Raw genomic sequence first — 25103 nt, forward strand, 5'->3', positions numbered from 1 at the left:
AGGTGCGGGCCGCCCGGCTGGGGAGCGCCGGACGGCCTGCGGCGATGCCCGTGCAATGAGCTGAAGCTCACCGGGCATCGAACCGGATCACGGGCGCGGCACGGCGTCGAAGATCACGGTCATGTCGGCGGTGTACAGGCCATTCTGGGTATCCAGAGGACGGGCCGCGACGATGCTCATGTCGGCTTGGGTACCTGGAGTCGACGCTGCGTCGTCCACCACTTCCTGAGGCGTGGCGGTCAGTGTGATGCCATTGAACGCAGTGGTCAGGGCAATGGAGTCACGGCCGTTGTACAGCGCCGCCGGGCCACCCTCGATGTAGGCGTGGACCGAACCCTCGGTGTTCTTCACGTCGAAGGTCTGGCGCAACGAAGTCAAGGTGCCGCTGACCGTGTTGTAGCTCATGACTTCATCCTTACCGAAGTTCGGGTCACGTGGCTGCACGTGGAACTGCTGGGTCGGGATGTTCGCGGTGATGTGGATAGCGGAGCGCGCATCATCGAGCGCGAATACCTGCGAAGTACCCAGGGCAGCTGCAGTCAGGGAAGCAGCGGTTACGAATTGTTTGAGCATGTTTTTACACCTGTTCGTAGCAATAAAGAGAGAAAGATTGAGGCAGCAAGTCACTAACAACCGGCGTGTCCCTCAACGCCGAGCATGATCGGCTCTCTTTAATTAAAAATAAGCAGGCACTTTCCCATAGACGTGTAGTAAATCCAGCATACGAAACTAAGAAAAAGACTCAACTTTTTGAAAAACAGAAGTTCAGCTGTAAGAAACAGCCCACATTGAAATTATTTAGCAATTAAACAGATCGACGCCCGGCCCAGGCGCCCCGTCTATATAGGGCTTCAGGTAAGGTTTCATTGCGAAAACTTAGCCACCGAGAATAAAGATATATCTTAAAAAGATAGATCTGCAAGAAAAGATATATCTCAGCACAAAGATATATCTCGGCTCTATCTTATGCAGAACGGAGAGCAGATAGATGACAGGCCCGATACCCCCCATCCATTACGATGACTTCGAACGCCCAGCCACTCGTACACGCGGCGGGCGAACCCCACGCGTCTTCGCCGCCGGTGACCTGAAGTTGCTGTTGTTGGCACTGATTGCCGAACAGCCCTGCCACGGCTATGACCTGATCCGCCGGATCGAGGGCATGTTCGACGGCGCCTACAGCCCCAGCCCCGGGGTGATCTACCCGACCCTGTCCTTCCTGGAAATGAGCGCAATGGTCACCTGTGGCGTCGAAGACGGAAAAAAATGCTACAGCGTGACCGATGCCGGACGTCTATCACTTGAGGACCAGGCCGAAGCACTGAATGAGGTGCGCACGCGCATTGAGATCAGCAAGCGCACATTGCGCGGCCACGATCGGCCCCCGGAAATCCATGAAGCGGTGTATAACCTGCGCCATGCGCTGCAAAAGCACCCTGGCCGCTGGAGCCCGGAAGAAATCCGGCGGGTGCGCGACCTGCTCAACGACACCGCCAAAGCCATCATCGACGGCCCCGACCGTCCCCCAGCCTCGGAGTCAAGCCAATGACCGAAGTCGATCCAAACACCATTCACCGCGTCACCCACGAGATCAAACGCCGTCGCCTGCAAGTGTTGCGGGTGCAGGACCTGACCCCACGCATGCGCCGTATCACCGTCGGCGGGCCGGAACTGGCCGGGTTCGTCAGCCTGGGCACCGACGATCACGTGAAGCTGCTGTTCCCGCAGAACGCCGAGGAACACGCGGCCCTTGAAAACTTCAACCCCGGTGCCGGCAAGGCACAGGGCCCGATGCCCGAGATGCGCGACTACACCCCGCGCCGCTACGACCTGGACACCCTGGAGCTGGACATCGATTTCGTGCTCCACGGCGACGGCCCTGCCGCGACCTGGGCGGCCCAGGCAACGCCCGGGCAGTACCTGCACATCGCCGGGCCACGGGGCTCGATGATCGTGCCGGACATCTTCGACAGTTACTTGCTGATCGGCGACGAAACCGCCCTGCCCGCCATCGCCCGCCGCCTTGAAGGCCTGACGCCCAACCGACGTGCCCTGGTGGTGGTGGAAGTGGAAAACGGCGCCGAGCAGCAAGTGCTCCAAAGCCCGGCGCAGGTGCACGTGATCTGGGTGCTGCGCGAAGGCCGCCAGGACAACCTGCTGCGCACCGTGCAACAGCTGGAAATGCCCCGCGGCAAGCTGTATGCCTGGGTCGCCACCGAAAGCAAGGTGTCGCGGCAGATTCGCAAGGTGTTGCTGGAGGAGAAAGGCCTGCACCAGGATTTCGTGAAGGCGGTAGGGTATTGGAAAGCGGATGCCAGCGACGAAGATTGAGGTGCTGGGGCTGAGCTGTCGAGCGCAACGAGGCTGCGATCTTGTCCCAGACAGTTGAGTCGCAAGCAAAAGCTCAGGATCAAAAGATCCTCCGAACGCGGCCCGAGCCTTCGCCAGCTCCTACAGAGCCCAGCGGGTGTAAGCTTCCTCGCCACAGGGATTATCGCTGTCCTCTAATACCTTATCCGTCATCACCAGGTACCACGCCCCATGCTTTTCCTGCTCGCTTACATCAGCAGCGTCGTGCTGATCAACTTCGCGTTTTCCGCCGCACCGCACCTGGACATCATCTGGTCGGCCTGGGGCGGGCTGGTGTTCATCCTGCGGGACATGGTGCAGACCCGCTTCGGCCACGGCGCCATCGTGGCGATGCTGGTGGCGCTGGTGTTGTCCTATGTCACCTCCGACCCGACCATCGCCCTGGCCAGCGCCACGGCGTTTGCCGTGTCCGAGTGCATCGACTGGCTGGTGTTCACCGTCACCCGGCGCCCACTGCATGACCGGTTGTGGATCAGTTCGGCCTTGAGCATTCCCCTGGACACGTTCATCTTCTTCGGCCTGATCGACGCCCTGACGCCCGCCGTGGTGATCACCGCCCTGCTCTCGAAATTCGCCGGGGTCACGGCCGTCTGGCTGATCATGGCCTGGCGTCTACGCAAACAGCCCGTCACGGGCTGACGCTGTTCATGTAAAATGCCGCGCTTTCTCCCATGGGAAGCTCGCCCGGCGCGCAACCCGCGATGATCCGCTCCTGTTTGAGGACCTTCAGATGACCCGTATCGGAACCCCATTGTCGCCCACCGCGACCCGCGTTTTGTTGTGTGGCAGCGGTGAGCTGGGCAAGGAAGTGGTAATCGAACTGCAGCGCCTGGGCGTCGAGGTGATCGCCGTGGATCGCTACGCCAACGCGCCGGCCATGCAAGTGGCCCACCGCAGCCATGTGATCAACATGCTCGACGGCGCTGCCCTGCGTGCGGTGATCGAGGCCGAGAAGCCGCACTTCATCGTGCCGGAAATCGAAGCCATCGCCACCGCCACCCTGGTGGAACTGGAGGCCGAAGGCTTCACCGTGATCCCCACCGCCCGCGCCGCGCAGTTGACCATGAACCGTGAAGGCATTCGTCGCCTGGCCGCCGAAGAGCTGGGCCTGCCCACATCGCCATACTTCTTCGCCGACACCGTGGAAGACTACCGCAAGGCCGTGGAAACCCTGGGTTTCCCCTGCGTGGTCAAGCCGGTGATGAGTTCCTCGGGCAAGGGCCAGAGCCTGCTGCGCAGTGCCGATGACGTGCAAAAAGCCTGGGACTACGCCCAGGAAGGCGGCCGTGCCGGCAAGGGTCGGGTGATCATCGAAGGGTTCATCGATTTCGACTACGAAATCACCCTGCTCACCGTGCGTCACGTCGGCGGCACCACCTTCTGCGCGCCGGTCGGCCACCGTCAGGAAAAGGGCGACTACCAGGAATCCTGGCAGCCACAAGCCATGAGCCCGGTGGCCCTGGCCGAATCCGAGCGCGTGGCCAAGGCAGTGACCGAGGCCCTGGGCGGCCGCGGCCTGTTTGGCGTCGAGCTGTTCATCAAGGGTGACCAGGTGTGGTTCAGCGAAGTCTCGCCGCGCCCACACGACACCGGCCTGGTAACGCTGATCTCCCAGGACCTGTCGCAGTTCGCCCTGCATGCTCGCGCCATTCTCGGCCTGCCGATCCCGCTGATCCGTCAGTTCGGCCCTTCGGCCTCGGCGGTGATCCTGGTGGAAGGTCAGTCGACCCAGACTGCTTTCGCCAACCTGGGCGCGGCCCTGAGCGAACCGGACACCGCCCTGCGCCTGTTCGGCAAACCGGAAGTCAACGGCCAGCGCCGCCTGGGCGTGGCCCTGGCCCGCGACGAATCCATCGAAGCCGCCCGCGCCAAGGCGACCCGGGCTTCCCAGGCGGTCAAGATCGAGTTGTAAAACCTGAGTAGCTTGCTCCCGCTGGGTTGCGCCCTGTAGGAGCTGTCGAGTGCAACGAGGCTGCGATCTTTCCAAAGACGCTTGAATCTCAAGCGAAAGATCAAAAGATCGCAGCCTCGCTTCGCTCGACAGCTCAAAAAAGTCCAGGGCTAAAGAAAAAGGCGACACCCGCAAGGGTGTCGCCTTTTTCATGGGCGCAGGTCGGGCTTAATCCGGCAGTTTGTAGGCGATCACATAATCGCCCTGCTTGGTGCCCAGGGAGCCATGACCACCGGCAACGACCAGCACATATTGCTTGCCGTCCTTGCCGGTGTAGGTCATCGGCGTGGTCTGGGCGCCGGCGGGCAGGCGGCCTTCCCACAGTTGCTTGCCGTTTTTCACGTCATAGGCACGCAGGTACTGGTCGAGGGTGCCGCTCAGGAACGCCAGGCCGCTGGCGGTGGTGAACGTGCCGCCCAGGCTCGGAACGCCCATGCTCAGCGGGATCGGTACCGGCGAGCTGTCACGCACGGTGCCGTTCTTGTGCTTCCACAGGGTTTTGTTGTTGGTCAGGTCCACGGCCGCCACATAACCCCACGCAGGCGCCTGGCAAGGCAGGCCCATCGGCGAAAGCAGCGCTTCGAGGATCACGCCATACGGCGCGCCTTTGTTCGGCTGTACGCCTTCGGTTTCGCTCTTGCGCCCTGGGCCACCGGCCACTTCGGCCGCGGGCACCAGTTTCGACTTGAACGCCATGTAGCTCGGGTTGACGAAGGCGATCTGGCGCACCGGGTCCACCGAAATGCCGCCCCAGTCGAACACGCCGAAGTTACCCGGGTAGACGATCGAGCCTTGCAACGACGGCGGCGTGAACATGCCGTCATAACGCAGCGACTTGAAGTCGATCCGGCAGAGCATCTGGTCGAACGGGGTCACGCCCCACATGTCGCTTTCCTTGAGGACCGGCGGCACGAAGTTCAGGTCGGACATCGGTTGGGTCGGCGAGGTGTGGTCGCCTTCCACCGCGCCCTGGGGCACCGGGATCTCCTTGATCGGCACGATCGGCTGGCCATTGCTGCGGTCCAGCACGTAGATGCTGCCTTGCTTGGTCGACGCCAGGACGGCCGGTTTCACGCCATCGGCGGTCTTGAGGTCCATCAGGGTCGGTTGACCACCGACGTCCATGTCCCACAGGTCATGGTGAGTGAACTGGAAGTACCAGCGCACCTTGCCGGTGGCGATATCCAGCGCAGTCAGGCCGGCGGCGTATTTTTCCGATTCCGGGGTGCGCATGCCACCGAACTGGTCGGGGGTCTGGTTGCCCATCGGCAGGTAGAGCATGCCGAGTTTTTCATCGACACTGAACATGGACCACATGTTCGGCGAATTACGCGTGTAGGTCTGGCCTTCGGCAATCGGCGTGGTGTCGTCCGGATTGCCGCTGTCCCAGTTCCACACCAGCTTGCCGGTGTGCACGTCGTAGGCACGGATGACGCCGCTTGGCTCGTCGGTGGAGACGTTATCGGTGACGTGGCCGCCGATCACCACCAGGTTCTGGGTGACCGCCGGTGGCGACGTGGAGTAGTAACCGCCGGCCGTGAAGCCGCCGATGTTGGCGGTCAGGTCGACCTGGCCCTTGTCGCCGAAGTCTTCGCACATCTTGCCGGTGTCGGCGTTGAGGGCGATCAGACGGGTATCGGCGGTCGGCAGGAAGATCCGCCGTGGGCAGACGGTGCTGGCCGGCGTGGTGCTGGCAGTGCCAGTGGGGCTTTGCTCGGCGGAGGCGTACACCGCGTCATCGTGATAGGTCACGCCACGACAGGTCATGTGGGCCCAACCCTTGAAGTTTTCCGCTTTTTGCGTGGAAAGCTTCGGATCGAAACGCCAGATTTCCTTGCCGGTTTCAGGCTCCAGAGCAATCACCTGGCTGTGAGGCGTGCACACGTAGAGCATGCCGTTGACCTTGAGCGGGGTGTTCTCGGCCGTGGTTTCACCCGGGTCGTTCGGCCCTGGCAGGTCGCCGGTGCGATAGGTCCAGGCCGGCACCAGTTTGCTGACGTTCTCGGGGGTGATCTGTGCCAGCGGCGAATAGCGGTCGCCATGGGCACTGCGGCCGTAGGAGTTCCAGTCGCCGTCGGGCATGGCCGGTGCGGTGTTGGTCATGCCCGGCACACTGTCGCGGTCCAGTTGGCCCTTGATTTCACCCGGGTTGGTGAACTGGCTGGCGAGCGCGGCGATACCGGCGATGACCACGGCGGCGCCCAATGCGCGAGTTCCCGTGGCCGGGGCATCGACGGTCAACAGCGGGCGGCGGAACCATGGCAGCAACATGACGATGCCCAGGGCAAACAGCATCGCCAGGCGCGGCACCAGTTGCCACCAGTCCAGGCCCACTTCCCACAACGCCCACACGGTGCTGGTGAACAGCACCAGCGCGTACAGGCCCAGGGCCGCGCGACGAGCCATGATCAGCAATACGCCGGTCAACGCCAGGCCGATACCGGCCAGCAGGTAATACAGCGAGCCGCCAAGCATGCTCAGCTTGACTCCACCGGCCAACAGGGCCAGCCCCATCAATAGAAGCAGAATGCCGAGCAAACTCGGTAGCAGACGGCTTCGACTCAAAGCACCCTCAGTGCTCATAGTGTGATTCTCCGTGACGTTTTAAAGAGTCCCGCGCAAGTAGTCACTGTAGATGACGATCCTGACGGGGCATGGTTCAGTTGAAAAAAGGCAAATTCGGTTGCCGCGCACCATTGTGGGAGCGGGCTTGCTCGCGAAAGCGGCGTGTCAGGCGGCTTCAATGTTGAATGTGCAATCGTTATCGCGAGCAAGCTCGCTCCCACAGGAATTCACTGAGACAGCGCTGTCTTTCAGAATTCGAAGACGGGCATTCTTTGATCTTTCTGCAGGATCAAGCTGGACGCAGAGGCTTCGGCACAACATTCGCAACAACAGAAGAAGCGTTTCAGCAGGTGGCGCAAGGATAATGTCCTGTTCTCAATAGAGAAAGGGCTTTTGTTGACATGAATCATCTCGGATTCGGTAACAGTGCGCCTGGCGCTGACGGCCAGGATGAAGGCTATGCTTCCACCGCAAGGGCACCTCGGCTAAGGTGCGCGGCTTTACATCTTTTTCGTGCGAAGGCCTCCCATGACCGAACCCAACAACAACCCGCTGCACGGTGTGACGCTGGAGCAGATCCTCAACGCCCTCGTGCAGCATTACGAATGGTCAGGCCTGGCCGAGCGCATCGATATCCGTTGCTTCAAGAGCGACCCGAGCATCAAGTCGAGCCTGACCTTCCTGCGCAAGACGCCCTGGGCGCGGGAGAAAGTCGAGCGCCTGTACATCAAGTTGATGCGCACCAAGCGGCCTGTCTGAGACATGGGGATCGATAAGGGTCGTCAGCGCTTCGTGTCGGTGACGGCACTGCTGGGCTGGGTGGGCTTGAGCGTCCAGTTGTACCTGATCCTGTTGGGCCGCTGGGAACTGGACGCGAGCCTGCTGGGCGGATTGGTGAACTTCTTCAGTTTCTTCACGGTGTTGACCAACACCCTGGTGGCCGTGGTGCTGACGTGGGAACTGACCCCTCGCGGATCGGCGGCCCGGCACTGGTTCCTGCTGCCCAGCGTGCGCAGCGGCATCGCCGTGAGCATTGCCCTGGTCGGCCTGGCCTACAACCTGCTGCTGCGCCATCTCTGGCAACCCGAAGGCTGGCAGTTCGTGGCCGATGAATTGCTGCACGACGTGATGCCGCTGCTGTACATCGCCTATTGGTGGCTGTACGTGCCCAAAGGCATCTTGCGCCTGGGCCACATCGGGCTATGGATGATTTACCCCCTGGTCTATTTCGCCTATGTGCTGCTGCGCGGGGATTTACTGGCGGCCTACCCCTACCCTTTTATTGATGTGGCGAACCTGGGTTATCCACAAGTGCTCATCAATGCCGGGGGGATATTGCTGGGGTTTATCGCGATTGCGTTGGGAGTGGTGGGGTTGGATCGGTGGGCATCGTTGAAATAGAGGCCTGCGCAGAGCACGTAGCGGTGTAAGCCAAACCTGTGGGAGCAAGGCTTGCCCGCGATGAACGATCACGCGGTTTACCTGAAGGCCAGGGCGCCTGCATCGCGAGCAAGCTTTGCCCCCACAGATAGGTGTTCCACAGATTGTGTCCCATAGGGATTTTGTGTTCACAGGTGTGCATCAGCCCCTTGCCGGCAACATCCACACCACCCCACTGGCCTTGGCCCGTTCATGACAAAGCGCCAACACACTGCGCCGCTCGTCGTTGTCCATCCGGCTCCAACGGGTGATCTCCGCCACGGTGCGCTGGCAGCCGGTGCAGACGTCGTCATCGTCCAGCGCACAGATGTTCACGCAGGGTGACGGCACCGGGCGTTCGGGGGCGTTCATTGCTCTTGCTCGGCCAGGTCGCGGGCGTAGCGCTGTGAATTGTGGACGTAGTGGGCCGCGCTGGCTTCGAGCATTTTCTTCTGGGCCTCGGTCAACTCCCGCACCACTTTGCCAGGCGAACCCATTACCAGGGAACCGTCGGGAATTTCCTTGCCTTCGCCAATCAACGAGTTGGCGCCGATGATGCAATTCTTGCCAATCTTCGCGCCGTTGAGGATCACCGCGTTGATGCCGATGAGGCTGTAGTCGCCCACCGTACAGCCATGGAGCATGGCGTTGTGGCCGATGGTCACACCGGTGCCGATGGTCAGCGGATAGCCCATGTCGGTGTGCATCACGGTGCCGTCCTGCACATTGCTGTTCTTGCCGATCAGGATCAGTTCGTTGTCGCCACGCAGTACGGCGTTGAACCAGACATTGGCGCCTTCTTCGAGGCGGACCTTGCCCACCAGCGTGGCGTTGGGCGCGACCCAGCTCTGTGGGTGGGTTTCGACACGGGCATCGCCCAAACGATATTTCATGAGAGTCCTCGGGGCGTCAGGTATTGATGAAACTCTTGGGCGGTTTATGCAGGTCGATTTCGGCGTCGTACAGCAGGTTGACCAACTCCACGACCATGATCGCCGTCAGGCCCCATATCTTGAATTCGCCAAACCGATAGCTGGGCACGTACCAACTGCGGCCCTGGTAATCGATCCGGTGCGTGTGTTCACGCGGATCCTTGCGGAAAAACTCCAGCGGCACGCTGAACACCGCGGCGATCTCGGCGTCGTTGGCCTGGTATTCGACAAAATCCGGAATTACCCCGACGTAAGGCGTGACCTTGATGCCATGCAGCGAGATCAACGGGCTGAGAGGGCCGATCACTTCCACCAGGCCGGGCGGCAGGCCGATTTCTTCCTCGGCTTCGCGCAGCGCGGTGAAAATCAGGTCCGGGTCTTCCGGGTCACGACGCCCGCCGGGGAACGCCACCTCGCCGCCATGGGTCGAGAGCCCGCTGGCGCGCAGCGTCAGTACCAGCTCCGGTTCATCGCTGCGGGTAATCGGCACCAGCACCGCGGCTTCAGGGAAACGTCGGTCGGCCTGCAGATCGTGCGGGGTGTGGTTGCTTACTCGATGCAGTAGCTCGTCCAGCATGAGACTTCTCGATTTATTCGCTACCTTGCATCATGCACCAATCGTTCAAGCGGCCCAACCCCCGCACCACGTCGTGTCGCGAAACGACAACTTGCCGACACCGGCCCGCGCCGCCAAGATAGGCACAGCATTCAGGAACCCAAGCATGAAATTCTGCAGCCAGTGCGGTAACCCGGTGACCCAGCGCATACCCGAAGGCGACTCGCGCCTGCGCTTCGTTTGCGACACCTGCCACACCATCCATTATCAGAACCCCAACATCGTGGCCGGTTGCGTACCGACCTGGGGCAGCAAAGTCCTGTTGTGCCGGCGCGCCATCGAGCCGCGGCGCGGTTACTGGACGCTGCCGGCAGGCTTCATGGAAAACGGCGAAACCATTGAACAGGCCGCCGAGCGCGAAACCGCCGAAGAAGCCTGCGCCCGGGTGCGAAATTTGAGCATCTATACGCTGATTGACGTACCGCATATCAGCCAGGTACATGTATTCTTTCGCGCCGAACTGGTGGATGAGGATTTTGCCGCCGGGCCCGAGAGCCTGGAGGTGAAATTGTTCGAAGAAGCGGACATTCCCTGGGACGAACTGGCTTTCCGCACGGTGGGCCGCACCCTGGAATATTTCTACGCGGACCGCCGGGCCGAAGATTACCCCGTGCGATCCGAGTCGATCCCACCGCTGGCCCAGCCAGCCAATACTTGAAAATCCAATATAGCTGCGACACCTCTAGGGATATCGTTTCAATGCGCTGGTTGCTTGTCCTGTTCTGCTTGTCGTTCACTGCTGTGTCCCAGGCCTCTGCGGTGGGAACCTACAACGGCAAGGTCATCGAAAAAGTGCTGGTGCTCAAGTCCGCCCATCAATTGCAATTGGTCAACGACGGCAAGCCGCTCAAGACCTATCGCATCTCCCTGGGCAGGGGTGCCAGAAAAGGCCCCAAGCTGATCGAGGGCGACAAGCGCACCCCCGAAGGTTTCTACTGGATCGACTGGCGCAAGACCAGCGACCGGTTCTACCTGTCGATGCACATTTCCTACCCCAACATCAGCGATGCCGCCCGCGCCCGCCGCGAAGGCGTTGAGCCGGGGGGCATGATCATGATCCACGGCACGCCGGACTCGCAGGAGAACCCTGAGCAGCTGTTCCATACGCTGGATTGGACCGACGGCTGCATCGCCATGCGCAATGTGGACATGCGTGAAGTCTGGAACCTGGTGCCGGATGGCACGATGATCGAAATCCGGCCGTAGCGCCTCCCCCTCCTGCGGCAGGAGCTTCTTGTGGCGAGGGAGTCCCCGCTGGGCTGCGCCTGTAGGAGCTGTCGAGTGCAACGAGGCTGCGATCTTGCCCCAGGCACTTGAGTCTCAAGCGAAAGATCAAAAGATCGCAGGCTTCGCCAGCTCCTACAGAGCCCCGCGCGAGATTGCTCCCTCACCACAGGTTACGTGGCATCAAGTCCGAAGCTCTACCCGGTCCAAGGCCTTGTTTGCCAACAACGTTCCCAGCTCGATCATCTGCGCCACGCCCAACGCCACATGCCGCCGCGAACCGTCCAAGTCAAACAGGAGGTCGCTAAGCACCGCATTGGCCGAGGCCAGGGTTTCGCTGAGGTTGGCTAGTAAGGTTTCGGTGTCAACGTTGTCCGATACGCTGAACAACTGCACCGAGGGTTGGGGGTCTGGTTCGCTGCCGTCGGGTTTGAGGTAATGGTCCATCGCGCGGTCGGCGGCTTCTTTCAGCATGTCGGGGGCGTAGTCGCCGTAGGGGAAGGTGGAGGCGGGTTTTGGCGGGTTGGGGGTTTCTTTGATCATTTAGAGCTCCTGATTCAATGGAGCCACCATTCTTCGCGGTCAAACAAAAAAGGGCAGCTGTACGCGGGTTGACCGACCGGGAATCAAGGCAAAACCGGCACGTCCGAAGACGTCCCACGCACAGCTGCCGCGACACGATACCTCAGACGAAAGAAAAACGCCTGAACTAGGTCTTGGAAACTCTGGCGCGTCTAGATTTCTCGGACGGTCAAATCCGGTCGCTGAATTGGCAGCGACATCCAAAGGCTAGAGCCCTCGCTTCCGAGGCACAACCTTAAAAACATGTCGGAAATTTCGGTGCGTCTGACAGACCGTCCACTTGATCATGGATGTTTCAGACAAAATTCCAGATAGGCTTTTTTTGATTGAATTGGGTACATATCCATTGCTGCGGTAACGGCGACTTAGGGTTCCGCCCTGACGGCGGCTCACTTTTGAGAAGCCCGGAAGCCGGCCCAGTCAAAAGTAAGCAAAACGCTCATGCCCCACCACTCGGCACCTCGCCTAGGCTCGGTGTGCCCTCACTCCGGCATTGAGGCGGCCTAACAGCCGACCTGGTTCTTGGTGGAACCGCGTTTCCCCGTGGGAGCAAAGCTTGCTCGCGATGAGGCCGGCACATTCAATATCCTCGTCGACAGCAATACCGCCATCGCGAGCAAGCTTTGCTCCCACGCTCAATCTCCAGTGAACACAAAATTCATGTCCAACACAGAACCACTGTGGGAGCGGGCTTGCCCGCGAAGAGGCCAGCACATTCAATATCCTCGTCGACAGCAATACCGCCATCGCGAGCAAGCTTTGCTCCCACACTCAATCTCCAGTGAACACAAAATTCATGTCCAACACAGAACCACTGTGGGAGCGGGCTTGCCCGCGAAGAGGCCAGCACATTCAATATCCTCGTCGACAGCAATACTGCCATCGCGAGCAAGCTTTGCTCCCACAGATCTGATGGGTGTACGACCAGGAGAGCCAGGTCGGCTGTTAGGCCGCCTCGCGGTGGACGTTGATCTCGGCGCCCCGTTAACCACGCTGGCCGAACGCTGGCATTGTGGAGTGGGTATGGTTACTTTTGACTGGGCCGGCTTCCGGGCTTCTCAAAAGTGACCCGCCGTAAGGGCGGAACCATAAGCCGCCGTTACGCAAAAAACGGATATACACCCAAAACTCGCCCCCAATAAAAAACCCGCCAATCCACTCAGCGGGTTTTTCATTTAAGCGATTCAAGCGCAGGAAGATCAAAAATCCTCCAACCGCCACACCTCATAAGCCGGCGTCTCATAGGGATGGCTGCGTTTCAAAGCCACCACCACCGCACGCATCAACTCATCGGCCACAACAAGCTCAACCTTCCATTCCTCGACCTGCTCGACCTGCCCCGCCTCGCCAATGAACGGCTGGCTGCCGTCCAAAGGGCGAAACTGGCCCAGGCCCAACACCTGCCAGGCGCAATGGTCATAGTCACCGATTCGCCCGCCACCGGCAGCGAATACGGCGCTTTTGACCACGTCCAGATGGCTGGCCGGAACGAAGAAGCAGAGCTTGTACACCGCCTTAGTTCACCCAGACGCGCGCGTTGCGGAACATGCGCATCCAAGGCGCGTCTTCGTTCCAGTCGTCCGAACGCCACGAGTTCTGCACCGCGCGGAATACACGCTCCGGGTGCGGCATCATGATCGTGACGCGACCGTCGCGGCTGGTCAGGCCGGTGATCCCGCGCGGCGAGCCGTTCGGGTTGGCCGGGTAGGTTTCGGTGACCTTGCCATGGTTGTCGACGAAACGCAGCGACACACAACCGGACAAGTCGGCTTCGAGCAAGGCTTCTTCGCTTTCGAATTCGGCATGGCCTTCGCCGTGGGCGATGGCGATCGGCATGCGCGAACCGGCCATGCCCTGCAGGAAGATCGAGTTCGACTCCTGGACCTGGACCATTGCCACGCGCGCTTCGAACTGCTCGGAACGGTTACGCACGAAGTGCGGCCAGAACTCGCTGCCCGGGATCAGTTCGTGCAGGTTGGACATCATCTGGCAACCGTTGCACACGCCGAGGGTGAAGCTGTCGGTGCGTTCGAAGAAACCCTGGAACGCATCGCGAGCACGGCTGTTGAACAGCGCCGACTTGGCCCAGCCTTCACCGGCCCCGAGTACGTCGCCGTAGGAGAAACCGCCACAAGCGACCATGCCCTTGAAGTCGTTCAGGTCGACACGGCCGGCGAGAATATCGCTCATGTGCACGTCGATCGCGTTGAAACCGGCGCGATCAAACGCCGCCGCCATTTCCACCTGGCCGTTGACGCCCTGCTCGCGCAGCACCGCCACTTGTGGGCGAATGCCTTTCTTGATGTAGGGCGCGGCGACATCGTGGTTGACGTCGTAGCTGAGCTTGGCGCTCAGGCCCGGGTTGTCTTCTTCCAGCAGCGCGTCGAATTCCTGCTCGGCGCAGTCGGCGTTGTCGCGCAGGCGCTGGATCTGGTAGCTGGTTTCCGCCCACTGGCGCTGCAACAGGCTGCGCTGGCCTTCGAAGACGGTGTCGCCGTTGAAGGTGATGTTGATGTGGGCGTTGTTGATCGGCTGGCCGATCACCGAGACGCAGTCAGCCAGGCCGGCGGCGCTGAACTGGGCGAGGATATCCGGGGTAGCGTCCTGGCGAACCTGGATCACCGCACCCAACTCTTCGTTGAACAGGATGGCCGGGATTTCAGCCTTGGACTCGGCAACGCTGTCGAGGGTCAGGCTCAGGCCGCAGTGGCCGGCGAAGGCCATTTCCATCACGGTGGTCAGCAAACCGCCGTCGGAACGGTCGTGGTAGGCCAGCAGGTGACCGTCGGCGTTGAGGCCTTGGATGACGGCGAAGAACGCTTTCAGGTCTTCGGCATCGTCGACGTCTGGTGCTTGCGAGCCGAGCTTGCCGTGCACCTGGGCCAGGATCGAGGCGCCCATGCGGTTCTGGCCACGGCCCAGGTCGATCAGGATCAAGTCGGTGGTGCCCTTGTCCATGCGCAGTTGCGGGGTCAGGGTCTGGCGGATGTCGGTGACCGGGGCGAAGCCTGTCACGATCAGCGACAGTGGCGAGGTCACGCTCTTGTCCACGCCTTCGTCGTTCCAGCGCGTGGCCATGGACATGGAGTCCTTGCCCACCGGAATGGTGATACCCAGCTCAGGGCACAACTCCATGCCGACAGCCTTGACGGTGTCGTACAAACGGGCGTCTTCGCCCGGGTGACCGGCGGCGGACATCCAGTTGGCCGACAGCTTGATGTCGGAAATCTTGCCAATGCGCGAGGCCGCGATGTTGGTCAGGGTCTCGCCGATCGCCATGCGGCCCGACGCCGGGGCGTCCAGCAGTGCCAGCGGCGTGCGCTCGCCCATCGCCATGGCTTCACCGGTGTAGACGTCGAAGCTGGTGGCGGTCACGGCCACGTCAGCCACCGGCACTTGCCACGGGCCGACCATCTGGTCACGGGCCACAAGGCCGGTGATGGTGCGGTCGCCGATGGTGATCAGAAAGCTCTTGCTCGCCACGGCCGGGTGATGCAGCACGCGCTCGATGGACTCGGCGAGGTCGAGGGTCGACGGATCGAAATCGTCGCCCAGCTCCGCTTCGCGAACGGCCGAGCGGTGCATGCGCGGGGCCTTGCCCAGCAGCACTTCCAGCGGCATGTCCACCGGGCTGTTGCCGAAGTGGCTGTCGGTGACGGTCAGTTGCGGCTCGGCGGTGGCTTCACCCACCACGGCGAACGGGCAACGCTCGCGCTCGCAAATGGCCTTGAAGCGCTCGAAGTCCGCCGGTCCGACCGCCAGGACGTAACGCTCCTGGGATTCGTTGCTCCAGATTTCGTGCGGGGCCATGCCCGGCTCGTCGTTCGGAATGTTGCGCAGTTCGAAGCGGCCACCGCGGCCACCGTCGTTGACCAGTTCCGGGAAGGCGTTGGACAGGCCGCCCGCGCCGACGTCGTGGATGAAGCTGATGGGGTTGTGTTCACCCAACTGCCAGCAACGGTCGATGACTTCCTGGCAACGGCGTTCCATTTCCGGGTTTTCCCGCTGGACCGAAGCAAAGTCCAGGTCCGCCGAGCTGGTGCCGGTGGCCATGGAGGAAGCGGCACCGCCGCCCAGGCCGATCAGCATGGCCGGGCCACCGAGGACGATCAGCTTGGAGCCGACCAGGATCTCGCCTTTCTGCACGTGTTCGGCGCGGATGTTGCCCATACCGCCCGCGAGCATGATCGGCTTGTGGTAACCACGGACTTCTTCACCACGCGGGGTGGTGATGGACTGTTCGAAGGTACGGAAGTAGCCGGTCAGGGCCGGACGGCCGAATTCGTTGTTGAACGCCGCGCCCCCCAGGGGACCTTCGATCATGATGTCCAGGGCGTTGACGATGCGCTCAGGCTTGCCGTAAGGCTTTTCCCACGGCTGTTCGAAGCCCGGGATCTGCAGGTTCGACACGGTGAAGCCGGTCAGGCCGGCCTTGGGCTTGGCACCGCGGCCGGTGGCGCCTTCGTCGCGGATCTCGCCACCGGAACCGGTGGAGGCGCCCGGGAACGGTGCAATCGCGGTCGGGTGGTTGTGGGTCTCGACCTTCATGAGGATGTGCACCGGTTCCTGGACCGCACCGTACTGGCGGGTCTCAGGGTTCGGGTAGAAACGCCCGGCAACGTTGCCGACGATCACCGCCGCGTTGTCCTTGTAGGCCGACAACACACCTTCGTTGTGCATCTGGTAGGTGTTCTTGATCATGCCGAACAGGCTTTTTTCCTGGCTCTGGCCATCAATGTCCCAACTGGCGTTGAAGATCTTGTGGCGGCAGTGCTCGGAGTTGGCCTGGGCGAACATCATCAATTCGATGTCGTGGGGGTTGCGCTTCAAGCCCTGGAAGGCGTTGACCAGGTAGTCGATCTCGTCTTCGGCCAGGGCCAGGCCCAGTTCGGTGTTGGCTTGTTCCAGCGCGGCACGGCCGCCGCCCAGTACGTCGATGGCGGTCAGTGGCTTGGGTTCGGCATGGCTGAAGAGGCCGGCGGCCTGCTCCAGGTTGCCCAGCACGACCTGGGTCATGCGGTCATGCAGGCCGTCAGCGATCAGTTGGGCCTCGGCCTCGCTGAACTCACCGGCGACATAAAAGGCAATACCGCGCTCCAGGCGCTGGATTTTCGCCAGGCCACAGTTGCGGGCAATGTCGCTGGCCTTGCTCGACCACGGCGAAATGGTGCCGAAACGCGGCAGTACCAGGAACAGGCGACCGGCCGGCTCCTGGACAGGAACACTGGGACCGTACTTCAGAAGGCGCGCGAGCACCTGCTGTTCGTCGCCGGTCAAACCGCCGGTGACTTCGGCGAAGTGAGCGAATTCAGCATACAAGCCACTGACAGCCGGAACCTTTTGGCTCAGTTGCTCAAGGAGTTTGCTGTGGCGAAAGGCAGAAAGGGCAGGAGCGCCGCGCAGGATCAACATCTTCGGGACAGCCTCGGGAAGGGGGTGTGCTTTGAGGCCGTGCATTCTAGCCTAAACCGCCGGCAACGGCACCCGAAACGGTACGCGCAGTGCTGGCCGAATGTCGGTCTTTGCGCCCACGGCGGTATTGGACACCCGCGCCAATGCTCCCGAAGAGATATTTTTCAGCGACGCAAAGCCCTGCGCCCCCCCGGCCGGCCGGTGTTGCGGACATGTTTTGCAATGGCTAGCAGACTGGCCTTTTGCTGTCGAGATATGGCGGTAGGGGCCGTTTGCGTATACTGCGCAGATGTTTTCCCCAACGGCTTTGCGTCCGCGGTATGCCAGATGGCTGATCGCAACCGGACTCTTCCTGGTGCTCGGTGGTTGTGTTGAGAAACCCAACACACTGGAGCGCGTAAAGGAGGATGGCGTGCTGCGGGTGGTTACCCGAAACAGCCCCGCCACCTACTTTCAGGATCGCAATGGTGAAACCGGCTTCGAATACGAGCTGGTGAAGCGCTTCGCCGACGATTTGGGCGTGGAGCTGAAGATCGAGACCGCCGACAACCTCGACGATCTGTTCAACCAGATCGGCAAGCCCAATGGTCCGGTATTGGCGGCGGCGGGCCTGGTCAGCAGCGAACAGCGCAAGAAGCAAGTGCGGTTTTCCCGCTCCTACCTGGAAGTCACCCCGCAAATCATCTACCGCAACGGCCAATCACGCCCCACCGACGCGGCGGCCCTGGCGGGCAAGAAGATCATGGTGCTCAAGGGCAGCACTCACGCGGAACAACTGGCACAGTTGAAACAGCAGTATCCGGGCATCGAATACGAAGAGTCCGACGCAGTCGAGGTTGTCGACCTGCTGCGCATGGTGGACGAGGGCCAGATCGACCTGACGCTGGTGGACTCCAACGAAGTGGCGATGAACCAGGTGTACTTCCCCAACGTGCGCGTGGCGTTCGACCTGGGCGATGCCCGTAGCCAGAGTTGGGCAGTCGGCCCCGGTGAAGACAACAGCCTGCTCAACGAGATCAACAGCTACCTGGACAAGGTGCAGAAGAACGGCACCCTGCAGCGCCTCAAAGACCGTTATTACGGGCACGTCGACGTCCTTGGCTACATGGGCGCCACCACGTTCGCCCAACACTTGCAGCAACGACTGCCCAAATACGAACACCATTTCAAGGCCTACGCCAAGAAAGAGAAAGTCGACTGGCGCCTGCTGGCCGCGATCGGCTATCAGGAATCGCTGTGGCAACCGACGGTCACGTCCAAGACCGGCGTGCGCGGCCTGATGATGCTGACCCAGAACACCGCCCAGGCCATGGGTGTGTCCAACCGCCTGGACCCCAAGCAAAGCATCATGGGCGGTGCCAAGTACCTGGCCTACGTAAAGGAGCAGTTGGACGAAAGCATCGAGGAACCCGACCGCACCTGGTTCGCCCTTGCCGCCTATAACGTGGGCGGCGGCCACCTGGACGACGCCCGCAAACTGGCGGCCAAGGAAGGGCTGAACCCGAACAAGTGGCTGGATGTGAAGAAAATCCTGCCGCGCCTGTCCCAGAAACGGTGGTACAGCAAGACCCGCTATGGCTACGCCCGGGGCGGCGAGCCGGTGCATTTCGTGGCGAACATCCGTCGCTACTACGACATCCTGACCTGGGTGACGCAGCCGCAGCTCGAAGGCAACCAAGTGGCCGAGGGCAACCTGCACGTACCGGGTGTCGACAAGAGCAAGCCGAGCCAGGAGTCCCCGCAGCTCTGACAGCCAGACACAACCCTTAATGTGGACGGGTCTGTGGGAGCAAAGCTTGCTCGCGATAACGGTTTGACTGTCAGTCCGCTATCGCGAGCAAGCTTTGCTCCCACAGGCTAGCTCCCGCAGGATGTGGTGGTAGGGTCAGGATTTAGCGGCAGCCAGGATCAGCGCTTTCATTTCCGCCACAGCCGACTTGAACCCGACGAACAACGCATGGGCCACCAGCGCGTGACCGATGTTCAGTTCGTTGATGCCCTTGATCGCCGCGACAGCCTCGACGTTATGGTAGTGCAAGCCATGGCCGGCGTTGACGATCAGGCCCTTGGCCAGGCCGAAGGCAACGCCGTCAGCTACGCGCTGCAGCTCATCGGCCACATCCGTGGGGGTCTCGGCATCGGCGTAACGGCCCGTGTGCAGTTCGATGGCGGGCGCGCCGACCCGCTTGGACGCCTCGATCTGCCGTTCGTCGGCATCAATGAACAGCGACACCTCGGCGCCGATCTTCGACAGGCGCTCCACTGCCAAGCTGATCCGCGCCTCCTGCCCCGCTACGTCGAGGCCGCCTTCGGTGGTCAGTTCCTGACGCGTCTCCGGCACCAGGCAGATGTGCGCCGGGCGGATGAGCTCGGCGAACGCCATCATTTCTTCGGTCACGCCCATTTCGAAGTTCATGCGGGTTTGCAGCACGTCCTTGAGCAGCAGCACGTCGCGCTCCTGGATGTGACGACGGTCTTCACGCAAGTGCACAGTGATGCCGTCGGCGCCCGCCTCCTCCGCGTCCAGTGCGGCCTTGACCGGATCCGGGTAACGCGTACCGCGGGCCTGGCGCAGGGTGGCGACATGGTCGATGTTCACGCCGAGAAGAATGCGATTGCTGGTGCTCACGAAAAGGCTCCTGAATGGACGAATAGTCGGCCCACAGCATACGGGTTGATCAGGGCTTGCGAAACAGCTCGCGACTGACCAGTGGCCGCCCGCCCAGATGCACAGCCAGGGCCTGGCGCATCAACCGCTTGGCTGCCGACAAGGCACCTGGCGCACTCCAGTCGGCCTCGGCCATGGCCAGCAGCTCGGCACCGTTGAACAACCCTGGTTGCAACAGGTAGACCTGCTCCAGGCCGGCATCCACCTGCAAGCGGTAAAGACCGTCCGCCGCGATGGGTTCGCCATGCAGATCGGTGTTCAGCGCGAAGCCATAGCCCAGGTCATCCAGCAGCCGCCATTCGAAGGAGCGCAGCAGCGGCTCCAGCGGACGGCCTTCAGCCAGGGCCAGCAGCGTGGCGGCGTAGTGGTCGAATACAGCCGGGTGGGGATCTTCGGCGGGCAGCAGGCGGATCAGCAGTTCATTGAGGTACAAGCCGCTGAACAGCGCCTCACCGTTGAGCCACGCCGCGACGCCATTGCTTTCCATGCGCCCGACATTTTTCAACTCGCCTCGGCCACGGAACTCGACTTCCAGCGGCACGAATGGCCGCGCCAGCGTCCCTGCCTTGCCCCGCGCCCCACGCAACACCGCCCGCAGCCGCCCTTGCGGCGTGAGGAAGTCCACCAGGGCGCTGCTTTCGCGGTAGGCGCGGCTGTGGAGGACGTAGGCGGGTTGGCCGATGGGTTGGGTGGGGGACATGGAAATCAAAGTTCTCAATGGACGAGCAGAGTTTTTAAACAGCCCCAAACCAATGTGGGAGCGAGCTTGCTCGCGATGGCGGACTGTCAGTCAACATCCATGTTGAATATCAGGCCCTCATCGCGAGCAAGCTCGCTCCCACAATGTTTCTTGGTACATCCAGTCAGGTAATCAGAGGTCGCCGTAGCCCAACGAACGCAACGCCCGCTCGTCGTCGGACCAGCCGCCCTTCACCTTGACCCACAGGTTGAGCATGATCTTGGAGTCGAACAGCAGCTCCATGTCCTTGCGCGCCTCGGTGCCGATGCGCTTGATGCGCTCGCCCTTGTCGCCAATGATGATTTTCTTCTGGCCGTCACGTTCGACGAGGATCAATGCATGAATGTGCAGGGTCTTCCCCTGTTGCTTGAACTCTTCGATTTCGACCGTGATCTGGTAAGGCAGCTCGGCGCCCATCTGACGCATGATTTTTTCACGCACCAGCTCGGCGGCGAGGAAACGGCTGCTGCGGTCGGTGATCTGGTCTTCGGGGAAGAAATGATCGTTTTCCGGCAGGTGTTCGGCAATCACTCGCTCAAGCGCCTCGAGGTTGTGGCCGTGCTGGGCAGAGATCGGGATGATCTGGGCATTCGGCAACTGTTCCTGCAACCAGGTCAGGTGCGGCATCAGTTCAGCCTTGTCTTCGATGCGATCAGTCTTGTTCAGCGCCACGATCAAGGGACCTGTCACGTACTGGACGCGTTCGAGGACCATCTGGTCTTCTTCGGTCCACTTGGTGCGGTCGACCACGAAGATCACCACGTCGACGTCTTTCAACGCCGCCGAGGCGGTCTTGTTCATGTAGCGATTCAGGGCCTTTTCGCCGCCCTTGTGCATGCCTGGGGTGTCAACGTAGATCGCCTGCACGGCGCCTTCGGTCTTGATGCCCAGCATGTTGTGGCGGGTGGTCTGGGGCTTGCGCGAGGTGATCGCCAGCTTTTGACCCAGGATGTGGTTCAGCAGCGTGGACTTGCCCACGTTCGGCCGACCGACAATGGCGACATAGCCGCAGCGGGTGACGGTTGTATCAGTCATTGCCATTCTCCACACCCAGGGCAATCAGTGCTGCGGCGGCCGCTACCTGTTCGGCAATGCGACGGCTCACACCCTGACCCCGGCTTTTTTCATTCAATAGGACAACTTCGCATTCGACGAAGAAGGTACGGCAATGCGGCTCACCCTGGATATCCACGACTTCGTAGCGCGGTAGCTCGCAACTGCGCGATTGCAGGAATTCCTGCAAACGGGTCTTCGGGTCTTTGTTGGTGTCCACCAGCGTCAGGCTGTCGATCTCGGACGTCAGCCAGGCCAGCACGCGTTCGCGCGCCATTTCCATGCCTGAATCCAGGTAGATCGCGCCAATCAGCGCTTCCAGGGCATCGGCCAGGATCGACTCGCGACGGAAACCACCGCTTTTCAACTCACCGGAGCCCAGGCGCAGGTAGTCGCCCAGGTCGAAACCACGGGCCAGTACGGCCAGGGTCTCACCTTTTACCAAACGCGCGCGTAAACGCGACAACTGGCCTTCGCGGGCCAACGGGAAACGCTCGAAAAGCGCCTCACCGGCCACGAAGTTGAGGATGGCATCACCGAGGAATTCGAGGCGTTCGTTGTTGCGCCCGGCAAAACTGCGGTGAGTGAGGGCCAGGAGCATCAGATCCTGGTCCTTGAAGGTGTAGCCGAGCTGACGCTCGAGACGGCTTAGAGAAACGCTCACGGTTTACCCACGCTGAGTTCGTGGCTGGATTCCACCGCCACGGCGGCAAGGCGCCGTTGGCTTGGGACAATTAACGCTGTGTTCAAAAATGACGTCCTGACTATCGTTGGCTTCATGCCTTCGGGCAACCTTGTGCGGGCTCCAGAAAAGCATTCGGCGCTGTGTTCAACAGCGCCGTGTGTGATTACTTGATCAGGCCAACCCGCGAGAAATTCGGCAGGTGACTGAGTTTGGGTTCCGGCCAGCTCATCCAGACCGCAAAGGCCTTGCCGACGATGTTGCGGTCCGGGACCATGCCCAGCAGGTTCTTGGGAATGTTCGGATCATCCCAGTACCGGCTGTCGTTGGAGTTGTCGCGGTTGTCGCCCATCATGAAGTAGTGGCCCGCCGGCACGGTCCACGAATGGTCCGGTGCTGCGCGGTAGCGGCTCATTTCCTTGCGGATCAGGTGCTCGGCCTTGCCGAGTTTTTCCTGGTAGAGCTCGGCGCTGCCCAGTGTGCCCGGCTCGGAGCCGATCAGCTGTTCGGCCACCGATTCGCCATTGACGAACAGGCGCTTGTCGGCGGAGTAGCGGATCGTGTCGCCCGGCAGGCCAACGACACGCTTGATGTAGTTGACGCTCGGGTCGCTCGGGAAGCGGAACACCATGACATCGCCGCGTTGCGGGTCACCCACCTCGATGACCTTCTTGTCGATCACCGGCAGGCGGATCCCGTAGGAGAACTTGTTCACCAGGATGAAATCGCCCACGTCCAGGGTCGGCTTCATCGAGCCGGACGGGATCTGGAACGGCTCCACCAGGAACGAGCGCAGTACCAGCACGATGAACAGCACCGGGAAGAACGACTTGCCGTATTCGACCAGCAGCGGTTCCTTGTTGAGCTTTTCGACCACCACACCATCAGGCTGGCTGACGCTGCCCTGATAAGAGGCGATGGCCGCCCGGCGCCGAGGCGCCAGGAACAACAGATCAAGCAACGCCAACAGGCCGCAGACAAACACGGCGATAACCAGCAACAGCGGGAAATTTAGCGACATAGGACCTAACTATCCAACCTGAGCACCGCAAGGAAGGCTTCCTGTGGAATTTCCACGTTACCAACCTGCTTCATGCGTTTTTTACCGGCCTTCTGCTTTTCCAACAGCTTGCGCTTACGGCTGACGTCGCCGCCGTAGCATTTGGCCAATACGTTCTTTCTGAGCGCCTTGACGGTTGTACGCGCCACAATCTGCCCGCCAATGGCGGCCTGGATTGCCACATCGAACATCTGCCGCGGAATCAGTTCCTTCATCTTCTCGGTCAATGCACGACCTTTGTAGTGCGCGTTGTCACGGTGCACGATCAAGGCCAGGGCATCGACTTTCTCACCGTTGATCAGCACATCCAGCTTCACCAGATTAGCCGATTGGTAACGATCGAAATGATAGTCCAGCGAAGCATAGCCGCGACTGGTGGATTTAAGGCGGTCGAAGAAGTCCAGCACCACTTCGTTCATCGGCAGGTCGTAGGTCACCTGGACCTGCGTGCCGAGGAACAGCATGTCGTGCTGCACACCGCGTTTCTCGATACACAGGGTAATGACGTTACCCAGGTGCTCCTGAGGCACAAGGATGTTGGCCCGCACGATCGGTTCGCGCATATCCTCGATGGCCGACAGGTCCGGCAGCTTGGACGGGTTGTCGACGTAGAGGGTCTCGCCGTTCTTGAGCAGCAGCTCGAAAATAACCGTCGGCGCCGTGGTGATCAGGTCCAGGTCGTACTCGCGCTCCAGGCGCTCCTGGATGATTTCCATGTGCAACATGCCCAGGAACCCGCAACGGAAGCCGAAGCCCAGGGCATCGGAGCTTTCCGGGGTGTACTGCAGGGACGAGTCGTTCAGGGTCAGCTTTTGCAGGGCTTCGCGGAAATCCTCGAAGTCGTCCGAGCTGACCGGGAACAGGCCGGCATAGACTTGCGGCTGGATACGTTTGAAACCTGGCAGCACATCGACGTCGGGGGTGGAGCTCAAGGTCAGGGTGTCGCCGACCGGCGCCCCGTGGATGTCCTTGATGCCGGCGATGATGAAGCCCACTTCACCGGCCTTCAGGTCTACGGTAGCGGTGTGTTTCGGGTTGAATACACCGACGCTGTCCACCAGGTGGATCTTGCCGGTGGACTTGACCAGGATCTTGTCGCCCTTCTTCACGCGGCCATGGCGCACGCGAACCAGGGACACCACGCCCAGGTAGTTGTCGAACCAGGAGTCGATGATCAACGCTTGCAGCGGATCTTCGATGTTGCCGGTCGGCGCGGGAATGGTCGTGACCAGGCGTTCGAGCACTTCATCCACGCCCAGGCCGGTCTTGGCACTGCAGGTGACCGCGTCGGTGGCGTCAATGCCGATGATTTTCTCGATTTCTTCCTTCACGCGGTCCGGATCGGCCTGGGGCAGGTCGATCTTGTTCAGCACCGGCATGACTTCCAGGCCCTGCTCGATGGCCGTGTAGCAGTTGGCAACCGACTGGGCTTCGACACCCTGGCCGGCGTCGACCACCAGCAGCGCACCTTCACAGGCCGCCAGCGACCGGCTGACTTCATAGGTGAAGTCGACGTGCCCTGGGGTATCGATGAAGTTCAGCTGGTAGGTGATGCCGTCGCGGGCCTTGTAGTAGAGGGTAACGCTGTGGGCCTTGATGGTGATCCCGCGTTCACGCTCCAGGTCCATGGAGTCCAGTACCTGGGCTTCCATTTCACGCTCGGCCAGGCCGCCGCACATCTGGATGAAGCGATCGGCCAGCGTCGACTTGCCATGGTCAATGTGGGCGATGATGGAGAAATTGCGGATATGACTCAAATCACTCACGGATCAACACTCAAAAAGGCTGCAGGCATAGCCCGCCGAAAAATAGCCGGGAATTGTACCTGAT

Annotated in this window: 23 protein-coding genes; 9 read left to right on the plus strand and 14 right to left on the minus strand. The window is 61.2% G+C overall.

Going from position 1 to position 25103, the window contains the following annotated elements; genetic code table 11:
* Window positions 1–87 precede the first annotated feature (87 nt).
* Entirely contained in the window at window positions 88–573 is a 486-nt protein-coding gene (locus AC09SL_RS25870; protein WP_058545603.1) for a CS1 type fimbrial major subunit, read from the minus strand.
* Window positions 574–988: 415 nt separating this feature from the next.
* Between AC09SL_RS25870 and AC09SL_RS25875 the strand changes: the two genes are divergently transcribed.
* The 4 genes from AC09SL_RS25875 to purT all read left to right on the plus strand — a co-directional run bounded on the left by AC09SL_RS25875 (window position 989) and on the right by purT (window position 4282).
* A complete protein-coding gene (locus AC09SL_RS25875) occupies window positions 989–1549 on the plus strand; it encodes a PadR family transcriptional regulator (protein WP_058545604.1) in 561 nt (186 codons plus the stop codon).
* Window positions 1546–2331 (plus strand): siderophore-interacting protein, encoded by a 786-nt coding sequence (locus AC09SL_RS25880; protein ID WP_058545605.1) that lies wholly within the window; start codon window positions 1546–1548, stop codon window positions 2329–2331. Before AC09SL_RS25875 ends, AC09SL_RS25880 begins: the two co-directional genes overlap by 4 nt.
* 210 nt (window positions 2332–2541) lie before the next feature.
* On the plus strand, window positions 2542–3009 hold the full coding sequence (locus AC09SL_RS25885; RefSeq protein ID WP_058545606.1) for a preQ0 transporter: 468 nt from the start codon (window positions 2542–2544) through the stop codon (window positions 3007–3009).
* A gap of 91 nt (window positions 3010–3100) precedes the next feature.
* Window positions 3101–4282 carry a formate-dependent phosphoribosylglycinamide formyltransferase gene (gene purT, locus AC09SL_RS25890; protein WP_063324546.1) on the plus strand — a complete coding sequence of 394 codons (1182 nt, stop codon included), beginning with the start codon at window positions 3101–3103 and terminating at the stop codon, window positions 4280–4282.
* Window positions 4283–4489: 207 nt separating this feature from the next.
* Here the strand turns inward: purT and AC09SL_RS25895 are convergent, their stop codons facing one another.
* On the minus strand, window positions 4490–6904 hold the full coding sequence (locus tag AC09SL_RS25895) for a glucose/quinate/shikimate family membrane-bound PQQ-dependent dehydrogenase (protein WP_058546725.1): 2415 nt from the start codon (window positions 6902–6904) through the stop codon (window positions 4490–4492).
* Between the two features lie 510 nt (window positions 6905–7414).
* Here AC09SL_RS25895 and AC09SL_RS25900 point away from each other — a divergent pair.
* Both AC09SL_RS25900 and AC09SL_RS25905 read left to right on the plus strand, forming a co-directional pair.
* Window positions 7415–7645 carry a VF530 family protein gene (locus AC09SL_RS25900; RefSeq protein WP_003205228.1) on the plus strand — a complete coding sequence of 77 codons (231 nt, stop codon included), beginning with the start codon at window positions 7415–7417 and terminating at the stop codon, window positions 7643–7645.
* A gap of 3 nt (window positions 7646–7648) precedes the next feature.
* The gene (locus AC09SL_RS25905) at window positions 7649–8287 is read left to right on the plus strand and encodes a Pr6Pr family membrane protein (protein ID WP_058546724.1); all 639 of its coding nucleotides are present in this window, start codon (window positions 7649–7651) and stop codon (window positions 8285–8287) included.
* A 180-nt stretch (window positions 8288–8467) separates the two neighbouring features.
* Here AC09SL_RS25905 and AC09SL_RS25910 read toward each other — a convergent pair whose 3' ends face one another.
* Genes AC09SL_RS25910 through AC09SL_RS25920 form a run of 3 tightly spaced genes read right to left on the minus strand, consistent with a single transcriptional unit; the run spans window position 8468 to window position 9814 of the window.
* Window positions 8468–8677, minus strand: coding sequence for a DUF1289 domain-containing protein (locus tag AC09SL_RS25910; RefSeq protein ID WP_058546723.1), 210 nt, complete (start codon window positions 8675–8677; stop codon window positions 8468–8470).
* Window positions 8674–9198 carry a gamma carbonic anhydrase family protein gene (locus tag AC09SL_RS25915; protein ID WP_058546722.1) on the minus strand — a complete coding sequence of 175 codons (525 nt, stop codon included), beginning with the start codon at window positions 9196–9198 and terminating at the stop codon, window positions 8674–8676. The genes AC09SL_RS25910 and AC09SL_RS25915 overlap by 4 nt, the downstream gene beginning before the upstream one ends.
* Before the next feature lie 16 nt (window positions 9199–9214).
* Window positions 9215–9814 (minus strand): CoA pyrophosphatase, encoded by a 600-nt coding sequence (locus tag AC09SL_RS25920; protein ID WP_058546721.1) that lies wholly within the window; start codon window positions 9812–9814, stop codon window positions 9215–9217.
* A 145-nt stretch (window positions 9815–9959) separates the two neighbouring features.
* Here AC09SL_RS25920 and AC09SL_RS25925 point away from each other — a divergent pair, with 145 nt between their 5' ends.
* Both AC09SL_RS25925 and AC09SL_RS25930 read left to right on the plus strand, forming a co-directional pair.
* Window positions 9960–10511: an NUDIX hydrolase gene (locus AC09SL_RS25925; RefSeq protein WP_058546720.1), complete on the plus strand. Its 552-nt coding sequence runs from the start codon at window positions 9960–9962 to the stop codon at window positions 10509–10511.
* Window positions 10512–10552: 41 nt separating this feature from the next.
* Window positions 10553–11059, plus strand: a complete 507-nt coding sequence (locus tag AC09SL_RS25930) for a L,D-transpeptidase family protein (RefSeq protein ID WP_058546719.1) — start codon at window positions 10553–10555, stop codon at window positions 11057–11059.
* 201 nt (window positions 11060–11260) lie between these two features.
* Here AC09SL_RS25930 and AC09SL_RS25935 read toward each other — a convergent pair whose 3' ends face one another.
* From AC09SL_RS25935 to purL, 3 genes are all read right to left on the minus strand, one after another.
* On the minus strand, window positions 11261–11620 hold the full coding sequence (locus tag AC09SL_RS25935; RefSeq protein ID WP_058546718.1) for a DUF6124 family protein: 360 nt from the start codon (window positions 11618–11620) through the stop codon (window positions 11261–11263).
* A 1238-nt stretch (window positions 11621–12858) separates the two neighbouring features.
* Window positions 12859–13170 (minus strand): YqfO family protein, encoded by a 312-nt coding sequence (locus AC09SL_RS25940; RefSeq protein ID WP_058544093.1) that lies wholly within the window; start codon window positions 13168–13170, stop codon window positions 12859–12861.
* Window positions 13171–13174: 4 nt separating this feature from the next.
* Window positions 13175–17071, minus strand: a complete 3897-nt coding sequence (purL, locus tag AC09SL_RS25945; RefSeq protein WP_058544094.1) for a phosphoribosylformylglycinamidine synthase — start codon at window positions 17069–17071, stop codon at window positions 13175–13177.
* Between the two features lie 289 nt (window positions 17072–17360).
* Between purL and mltF the strand changes: the two genes are divergently transcribed.
* Window positions 17361–18821, plus strand: coding sequence for a membrane-bound lytic murein transglycosylase MltF (gene mltF, locus AC09SL_RS25950; RefSeq protein ID WP_081264466.1), 1461 nt, complete (start codon window positions 17361–17363; stop codon window positions 18819–18821).
* A 135-nt stretch (window positions 18822–18956) separates the two neighbouring features.
* Here mltF and pdxJ read toward each other — a convergent pair whose 3' ends face one another.
* From pdxJ to lepA, 6 genes are all read right to left on the minus strand, one after another.
* Window positions 18957–19700: a pyridoxine 5'-phosphate synthase gene (gene pdxJ / locus AC09SL_RS25955; RefSeq protein WP_058544095.1), complete on the minus strand. Its 744-nt coding sequence runs from the start codon at window positions 19698–19700 to the stop codon at window positions 18957–18959.
* Window positions 19701–19749: 49 nt separating this feature from the next.
* Complete coding sequence (recO, locus tag AC09SL_RS25960) at window positions 19750–20439, minus strand: DNA repair protein RecO (RefSeq protein WP_058544096.1); 690 nt, start codon at window positions 20437–20439, stop codon at window positions 19750–19752.
* Window positions 20440–20610: 171 nt separating this feature from the next.
* Window positions 20611–21513, minus strand: a complete 903-nt coding sequence (gene era, locus AC09SL_RS25965) for a GTPase Era (protein WP_058544097.1) — start codon at window positions 21511–21513, stop codon at window positions 20611–20613.
* Window positions 21506–22195, minus strand: coding sequence for a ribonuclease III (gene rnc, locus AC09SL_RS25970; RefSeq protein ID WP_057448995.1), 690 nt, complete (start codon window positions 22193–22195; stop codon window positions 21506–21508). Before rnc ends, era begins: the two co-directional genes overlap by 8 nt.
* Window positions 22196–22379: 184 nt before the next feature.
* Entirely contained in the window at window positions 22380–23234 is an 855-nt protein-coding gene (gene lepB, locus AC09SL_RS25975) for a signal peptidase I (RefSeq protein WP_058544098.1), read from the minus strand.
* A gap of 5 nt (window positions 23235–23239) precedes the next feature.
* Window positions 23240–25039: a translation elongation factor 4 gene (gene lepA, locus AC09SL_RS25980; protein WP_058544099.1), complete on the minus strand. Its 1800-nt coding sequence runs from the start codon at window positions 25037–25039 to the stop codon at window positions 23240–23242.
* Window positions 25040–25103: the final 64 nt, after the last annotated feature.

The organism is Pseudomonas sp. PF05 (assembly GCF_056521845.1).